This is a genomic window from Paraglaciecola sp., from assembly GCF_039964565.1.
Classification (GTDB): Bacteria; Pseudomonadota; Gammaproteobacteria; order Enterobacterales; family Alteromonadaceae; genus Paraglaciecola.
In genome coordinates, this window is the sequence record NZ_JBDVXF010000028.1 from 513,663 (window position 1) to 520,931 (window position 7,269).

The window sequence follows — 7,269 nt, forward strand, 5'->3', positions numbered from 1 at the left end:
TTGACAATTTTAGTCAATGAAACAGATTTGACGAATTGCTAGGTCATTAAACACTGCCATTAAACACTATAGGTAAGCTTAACTAACGTTTAAATTTCAGTGTTGACTAATATAAATATTCACAGAATTAACATCAATGCACTGACAATCTAAGCAATTGGTTGAAATTTCACTAGTAACAATTTTATCGGCCGACCTACCCTGCAGCTTTATAACTAATTGATCATCATTCTAAAAAATACGATTAGTCGTAATTTCTTTGATAAATTGACCCAATACTTTAACGGGAGAATGACATGTTTGAGAATTTATTTTCTATGCAACAAAAGGTTTGCGTTATTACGGGTGGTTACAGAGGTTTAGGTGCTTTTATGGCACAAGGATTTCTAGAAGCCGGAGCAAAGCGCGTTTATATCACAGGGCGCAAAGCCGAAGCCTGTGTTGCTGCAGCTGCACAACTCAGTGAATATGGAGAGTGTATTGCGCTACCAGGAGACGCTTCAACCAGCGAAGGGTTGAGTGCATTAGTGAACGAAATCAATAAGCGAGAAAATCATATTGACGTATTAGTCAACAACGCTGGAACAGCTTGGGGTGCGCCTTTTGGTGAGTTTCCCGAAAAAGGCTGGGACAAAGTAATGGATATAAATACTAAGAGTCCGTTTTTCCTTACACAAGCATTGACACCTTTGCTGTCTAAAAACGCCAGCGCTAAAAATACCTCTACTGTGATTAACATAGGTTCTATCGCAGGTATTTTGGGTAATGCCTTAGATACCTTCAGTTACGCAGTGTCTAAATCTGCGATTCACCAAATAACAAGGATTTTAGCCACCGAATTAGCGCCGTCACATATTCGAGTAAACGCCATTGCACCTGGGCGCTTCTATTCAAAAATGACAGAATTTTTAAGTACTGACCAAGCTGCGTTTGAAGAAGAACTACAAACCATTCCGATGAAACGTTGGGGAGAACCAACAGATATTGCCGGAGTCGCAATTATGTTAGCAAGTCAGGCTGGCGCTTTCATCACGGGGCAAGTGATCCCTGTTGACGGTGGCACCACTCTAATAAATTAACCCCCTTAACATGCCAATTTTAGTCCTTTTAAATCACGAAGGTATTTAAAAGGACTAAATAGGTTTATCCCAAAACCATGCCATTGTAGGCACTTGATCGTTATACCAAATAGCGTATTTATCACCCCAGTACTTTAGCCAAAGGTACAAATAAGCGGTGGTATGCATGAATTTATAGGTATCGGTTATGAAATTAACCCGACCATTGCACTACATTTAAACCATTAACACGCTAATTCCTGCGCCAAACACAATGAAGTTCGATGTTGTTCTTTAGCTCTCGTAGATCAGAGGTTTGCCCTTCTTCTACGGCTTTATCAAGTTGATACTTAGCATCTTCACACTTTTCACCGAATGCTTGTTTGCTATCGTGACGCTCGCTCGGGTCTGCAGCAGGCAAACTTGAAGCGCTACAACCAAATAAACACCATACCAAAACACTAACTAACAACGAATGTCGCATAAATTCCTTAAAAAGAGTAAACCTACATAAAGGGTGAACTGAACAAAAAATTGAAAAAAATTAAGTCTATATTCCTTGCATTTAAAGAAAAGAAACGCCAAAAGTTTACATCATTAAATTTAGTTTGCTTGGGCGCGTTTTTTATCCGCGGTTTGCATAAACTCATTGAGTTCGGTATACGTTAAAGGCTGACTGAAAAAGAAACCTTGCAGATTTTTTATGCCAAGTAAATTAAGTGCTTTTACCTGCTCCATTGTTTCAACACCTTCTGCAACTACATCATAGTTTAACTCTTGTGCTATGTGCTGAGTGGCCTGAATGATCGCTTTTCCACCTTGCTCTAATGCTTTTATAAAACACTTGTCAATTTTTACAATATCCGCAGACAAGCTTTGCAACAAAGCTAAGGATGAAAACCCTGTACCAAAATCGTCGATAGATACCTTAGTGCCAATATCTTGCAGCTTCCTCACTACGTTGACAACTTTATCAATGTTTTCCACAAAAAGTGATTCTGTGATTTCAAGATGCAATCGCTGTGGAGATAAACCAGAACGGGAAATGGCTTTTTGTACAACGACCACAAAATCATCACTCATAATTTGCGCAACTGACACATTAACAGAAATTGCTACTTCATCACCAATCTCCCACTGTGTTGCATCCTTACATGCTTGATTTAATACCCACTCACCTATCTCATGGATAAAACCATATTGCTCTGCTATGGGTATAAAATCATCAGGTGGTATAGATTCATCACCCCAACGCCATCGCAATAATGCCTCACAAAAGGTTACTTTGGCAGTTTGTCCATCAACAACGGGTTGATACACCACATAAATCTGGTTATTGACAAGGGCTTTTTCTAATCCTGTTTTTAACCGATTCTTATAGCGTAAGTTTTCTCGCATTTGTTCATTGAAAACTAACACATTGGCGTTTTTAACTAATTTTTGTTCGTACATGGCAGTATCGGCTAACAATATTAAATCATCACCTGTTGTGGCATGTTCAGGGTAAATTGATACACCAACTGTTGCTCCCACTCCCACAGAATTAATACTCAAATCAATCGGACGTTTTATTTCAGAGATTAGTTCAGAAGCAAATGAACTTGCTTCTGAAACTGATACATTGGGCATGGCGACGATAAACTCATCTCCTCCCCACCTACAGACTTGGTACTTATCTTTGGTTATTTCGCTGATACGTTGAGCCACTCTCGCCAACACTATGTCGCCAGTTGCGTGTCCATTTTGATCATTGATTGCTTTAAAACCATCTAAATCGATAAATAACACTGCCATCTTTTGTTTTTCGACTTTGGCAGTATCGATTAGATTTTTTAGCAAAGCAGAAAACGACTTTCTATTAGCCAAATTGGTAAGTGGGTCTATATTGGAAATACGAACCACCTCTTTAGTTCGAAGACTGACGGTCTGTTCTAACATCTCATTGTGCTGATTTATTTTATGCAACAGTTCATCTTGATGCTGAACTAACCTTTCATTGTGATGTTTTATTTTGATAGCTTGCAAAGTAAACCGAGAGGATTTCAAACCAGAAATAATCATTACGCCAGAAAATCCCAGACCTAACATACCTAAGATATAATGGTGGGGTTGTTCTGAGTTTAGACCTACTAGTGATATTGGTAACAAAAGAATCACTGAATAGCTGATTGAGGTGATTTTATCTGCCGAGAGTACCGTGCTGGCTCCGCCCGCCATAGATGATAGAATAATGATCGTGGTAGAGAATTCAATTAATGCCATGTCATCAAAAAAATACACGCCGTAAAAACACCAAACAACGGCGGTTACGATACTTCCCACTCTAAATCGATAAAGATCTATCTGAAAACGTTTGAGTTCACTTCGGCCTTTGGTTTTCTTCCAATAACACCAATCCATGAACCTTAAGAAAAGAACACTTAACATCACAATAAACCAATTCAATTTATCGTTATAGGCGCTTTCTTCGATGAACCCAAATGCTAAGCCAGAACTGGCGATTAGACTGATTAGCAAACCACTTAGCAAATCTTGATAAAGTAACGCTATACGATCACTTTTTATTTCAAAATCTTCAGTGCTAACATTCATTTTTGTTTACGAAACGCCTTGTTGATAACTGCATGGTTACCCTAACATTGTAACTCTAAGGGGCTAAAGATTTATATTAGACAAAGGTATCACGTTATGGCACTGATATAACTAAGTGAATAGAATCTTGGGGAATAAGCACTTTTTACGCGGATTAACATCTCACAAGTTTACGTAAGAGAGGAACGTATTCTCAATAAGTTCGATGCAGTTATTAATCCTAAAAATGTTAGCTCAGTTGTGTTATTGCCTCCACTTCTTTCCACGACGAGATGCTTCACGAGCGTAGTTACCCGCTCTTATTGGCACAGCTTCTTCGACAATATTGAGACAAAACTTTAGGTCCTCTAAATCTATAGAATCAAACTGCACTTCTTTAAAAATACCGGAAGGGGTAATGAAGTCCTGTTGATAGAACGCTCGACCATCTTCAACTCCGCTATACTCCCCTTGCGCTACCGTGCCTATCTTGTATTTAAGAGGGGGAGTCGAGTTATTTGCCTTCACTACCAAAAGAAACTCATAGTCATTGCCCCATAGACAGGCGTTTAGTTCTTTTTCTAGAAGTTCTGCGGTCCAATGATTTACAAGTTGATGGTTTCCATTTTTGGCTATTGCCGGTACAAAAAACGATCGCCCCCATTTCTTGGAGCTTCCTCCATATGCTCGATAAAAAATATCGCCAATCTTAACTTCTTTCTCTTGTTCGTCTTTTAAACCACTTACATGCCAGGGGCCAGGTGATGTGCTTGCCATAATTCATTCCTCCTTGAAAAACTCTATTTAAGACTAGTATTAGTCGATTTGATGTTAAAAGCTAATTGATTATATTGGTTCCCAACATAACTAAACTAGCCTTTGCATTTGATATTAAACGACCTGAAAGCAAAACACCAAGTTCACCTGCACATAGTGCGGAGAGCGTTTTTGTGTGAAAATGGAGCGAAGCGACAGACACAAAAACGAGCGCAGTAGAATGTGTCACAGTGCAGCGCTTTGTTAGAAGTCATATCCCCGATCTTTTAGGATTTCCAACACTTGCCCTAAACCAACAAGGTATGATGAAAGTCTAATTTTGGCGCCCGATTTGAACTCTAAAGTGTACCAATACATCACTGCATTAAACTGTATGGATACTAAATCTTCCCAAAGCTCTTCTTTATTGCTGGTCCAGGGCGTATTTAGGGCTATCTTCTGTTGATCAAATGAGCCTTTTACGTTGGAGTATTCACCAAAGCTGTAAATTGCACAGCCCCCAAAACCAATCACTAGTCCAATGACAGAAAACAATTCGGCATTATCGTGATAAATACTGTCATCGTAGAAAAGTGCACCAAATGCGAACAGGCAAATCGCAAGACTGAGGAAAAAAAGCCAAAGTAAAAGCTTAGAATGACGTAACTGACCATTGGTTTTCTTATTTTTTGTTTTTTTTATAACGAAGCTACATATTATTAGTGCAGCAACCCCTCCGAATAGGCCAGAAATTATACTAGAATCCACGGATGTCTCCTTGACTTATAACGCTTACAATAACGGGAAAAGCTGAGCGATTAGCGAGGCTTTTTCCCAGCGAACGTTATTTATTGTTTTGTTATGTTTTGCTGCATGTAAGTACACCGCTGCTCCAGCGTTTAACATCTTGGGTTAGATTTTCATATGCCCCCATAGCATAATCACCTTCTTCCACATTAACAGAGGTGCCGTTTCCTGTTTCGCTTACAAGAATACGGATAAAAGGTTCTTGATATCCAAGGTCTGAAGCGGCTCTCTTTCCAGTGATTACGATGAATTCATTTTTAACTTTTTTTTCAACAATAACTTTGTCTTGGAACAGTGAAGAATCTTTGTTTTCAACAATAACTCTGTCTCGGAACAGTGATAAATCTTTAGACCAACATTTCTCTGCAATGTCATAAATCTTTTTTGCTTCATCTGATTTAGTATTGGAGGACTGGTAATCAAATGTTGGTTTTAGAGGAGCTACACAGCCCGCTAAAGTTAAACCAAGTAAAGCTAAAACTATCCTAGATTTCATTGTTTGTCCTTAAAAACATAACGCATTAAATATGGGGATTTTAGAAGCGCTTTTTCAGCGAGTAAAATTCCCACAATGATTTTTTTGTTATGTTTAATTACTAAAGCTATATGTAGTTTATTTTTTTAACCAGCTATCAAATTTTACTAAGGTATATTGATGAAAACTAATTAAAACACCTATAAATAAATAGCCTACGATGGTCCACATACCTTGAAAAAAATGAATATCTAAGACTTTACCTAAAACTCCGAAACTGGAGCCACCTAATAACGTCACACTGAATAAAAGCGCAATGTATTTGGCTTTATTATACTCACTAAATTTTCGCACAATTTAAGTTCCTTTGTTTGAACATAACGCCGCGCTTTGCGGCTGGTTTGGACCGCAGCGGAAAACCAGTCCGACAACAGCGCCTTGTTAAAGCTATTTCTTACTCTTGGAAGCGGATTGAGCAATTGCGACAACTGCCTCTAGTATTTTAGGATCGATAACATTCGGGTCAATTCCTGAAAATGCATTGTTCCCTCCTGTATTCCAGTGCTGAAAAACCTCTTTTATATCATTTGCCTCTGCATTATCTCCATAGGCCTGCAGATAAAACTTTCCAAATGATATTGCATGAATTCGGTCTGCATTTTTTAATGACTCATCCATGTATGACTTTGCCAGAGTAAAAGCATACCTCGATAATGCAAGCAGCAGACCTATTAGAACCACACTTTTAATAGCTACAAATGCGACAAAGTCCCAAGCTGTAGAGCCAGCTTGAAAACTACTTTGTCCTGTAATTGCAAACAGCGCTGATGCAATTACGCCAATAGCTATTGCTAAGTAGCCAAGCCAGTACCAAAATGAAGCCGTTTTTTTTAAAGACGTTTCCCTGGTTTGCAATTCTTCTAAAGCGTCTTCGACGTAGCTGGCAGCCTTTGTCTCTATCTTTTGTATTTGCTCAATTCTTCTATCTTCTTTAGCGAGGCTTTCGCCGAGTTCCTTCGATATAGATACGTTTATTGAGTCAACTACTCTGTCGATATCACCTGCTTCTCGAGGGTCAAGCTCTATGTATAACCGATCTTGTATAGCAGGAGGTGGGTCGATTGGGCCAATAATTATCGGAATGAGTGCTTTGTTCGAGTTTTTCGAATAAGAGATAATTGTATTAAGTTCATTTTCACCTCGCTTCGAATGAGTATATTTTTCGGTGATCAATAGAACAAAAGCATCGGCCTTTCTAACTATATCTCGAAATGAAGATTTCCACTCATTTCCTATTTCGAGGTTCAAGTCCACTATTTCATGGTTTTCAGATAGGCGTTTAATAACTAGCTCTTCAATTTCTGAAGCACCTGAAACTCTTGAAACATATACTCTTGCCACGATTTGATTCCTTATTGGGCTTTAACGAGGCTGTAGAAAAAGTCGGTTTGACTATTCAAAGCATCGTCTTTCTATAAATTTGTAATGCCTACAACTTTGCCTTGAGCCAAGATATATTGCAAAGTTTTTTACTCGTGGTTTTGATTTTCCAGTTTTCGGCTTTTATCTCGTTGCAGGTGGCTGTTTTTAGGCCGTTAAATA

Annotated in this window: 8 protein-coding genes; 1 reads left to right on the forward strand and 7 read right to left on the reverse strand. The window is 38.6% G+C overall.

Annotated features, from left to right (window positions below):
* Positions 1–296 precede the first annotated feature (296 nt).
* Entirely contained in the window at positions 297–1,079 is a 783-nt protein-coding gene (locus ABJK37_RS13060; RefSeq protein ID WP_348354399.1) for an SDR family oxidoreductase, read from the forward strand.
* Between the two features lie 232 nt (positions 1,080–1,311).
* On the opposite strand, the gene ABJK37_RS13065 is transcribed toward ABJK37_RS13060, so the two are convergent.
* The 7 genes from ABJK37_RS13065 to ABJK37_RS13095 all read right to left on the reverse strand — a co-directional run bounded on the left by ABJK37_RS13065 (position 1,312) and on the right by ABJK37_RS13095 (position 7,068).
* Positions 1,312–1,542 (reverse strand): hypothetical protein, encoded by a 231-nt coding sequence (locus ABJK37_RS13065; RefSeq protein WP_348354401.1) that lies wholly within the window; start codon positions 1,540–1,542, stop codon positions 1,312–1,314.
* Positions 1,543–1,661: 119 nt separating this feature from the next.
* Complete coding sequence (locus ABJK37_RS13070) at positions 1,662–3,650, reverse strand: EAL domain-containing protein (RefSeq protein ID WP_348354404.1); 1,989 nt, start codon at positions 3,648–3,650, stop codon at positions 1,662–1,664.
* Positions 3,651–3,893: 243 nt separating this feature from the next.
* Complete coding sequence (locus ABJK37_RS13075) at positions 3,894–4,406, reverse strand: hypothetical protein (RefSeq protein ID WP_348354407.1); 513 nt, start codon at positions 4,404–4,406, stop codon at positions 3,894–3,896.
* 243 nt (positions 4,407–4,649) lie between these two features.
* The gene (locus ABJK37_RS13080; protein WP_348354410.1) at positions 4,650–5,153 is read right to left on the reverse strand and encodes a hypothetical protein; all 504 of its coding nucleotides are present in this window, start codon (positions 5,151–5,153) and stop codon (positions 4,650–4,652) included.
* A gap of 91 nt (positions 5,154–5,244) precedes the next feature.
* Positions 5,245–5,688 (reverse strand): hypothetical protein, encoded by a 444-nt coding sequence (locus ABJK37_RS13085; RefSeq protein ID WP_348354413.1) that lies wholly within the window; start codon positions 5,686–5,688, stop codon positions 5,245–5,247.
* A 117-nt stretch (positions 5,689–5,805) separates the two neighbouring features.
* Positions 5,806–6,021: a hypothetical protein gene (locus ABJK37_RS13090; RefSeq protein ID WP_348354416.1), complete on the reverse strand. Its 216-nt coding sequence runs from the start codon at positions 6,019–6,021 to the stop codon at positions 5,806–5,808.
* A 93-nt stretch (positions 6,022–6,114) separates the two neighbouring features.
* Complete coding sequence (locus ABJK37_RS13095; protein ID WP_348354419.1) at positions 6,115–7,068, reverse strand: TIR domain-containing protein; 954 nt, start codon at positions 7,066–7,068, stop codon at positions 6,115–6,117.
* Between the last annotated feature and the right edge of the window lie 201 nt (positions 7,069–7,269).

Coding starts and splice junctions, on each gene's coding strand:
- ABJK37_RS13070 (WP_348354404.1), bottom strand. CDS start 3,650: ATGAATGTTAGCACTGAAGATTTTGAAATAAAAAGTGATCGTATAGCG.
- ABJK37_RS13075 (WP_348354407.1), bottom strand. CDS start 4,406: ATGGCAAGCACATCACCTGGCCCCTGGCATGTAAGTGGTTTAAAAGAC.
- ABJK37_RS13060 (WP_348354399.1), top strand. CDS start 297: ATGTTTGAGAATTTATTTTCTATGCAACAAAAGGTTTGCGTTATTACG.
- ABJK37_RS13085 (WP_348354413.1), bottom strand. CDS start 5,688: ATGAAATCTAGGATAGTTTTAGCTTTACTTGGTTTAACTTTAGCGGGC.
- ABJK37_RS13065 (WP_348354401.1), bottom strand. CDS start 1,542: ATGCGACATTCGTTGTTAGTTAGTGTTTTGGTATGGTGTTTATTTGGT.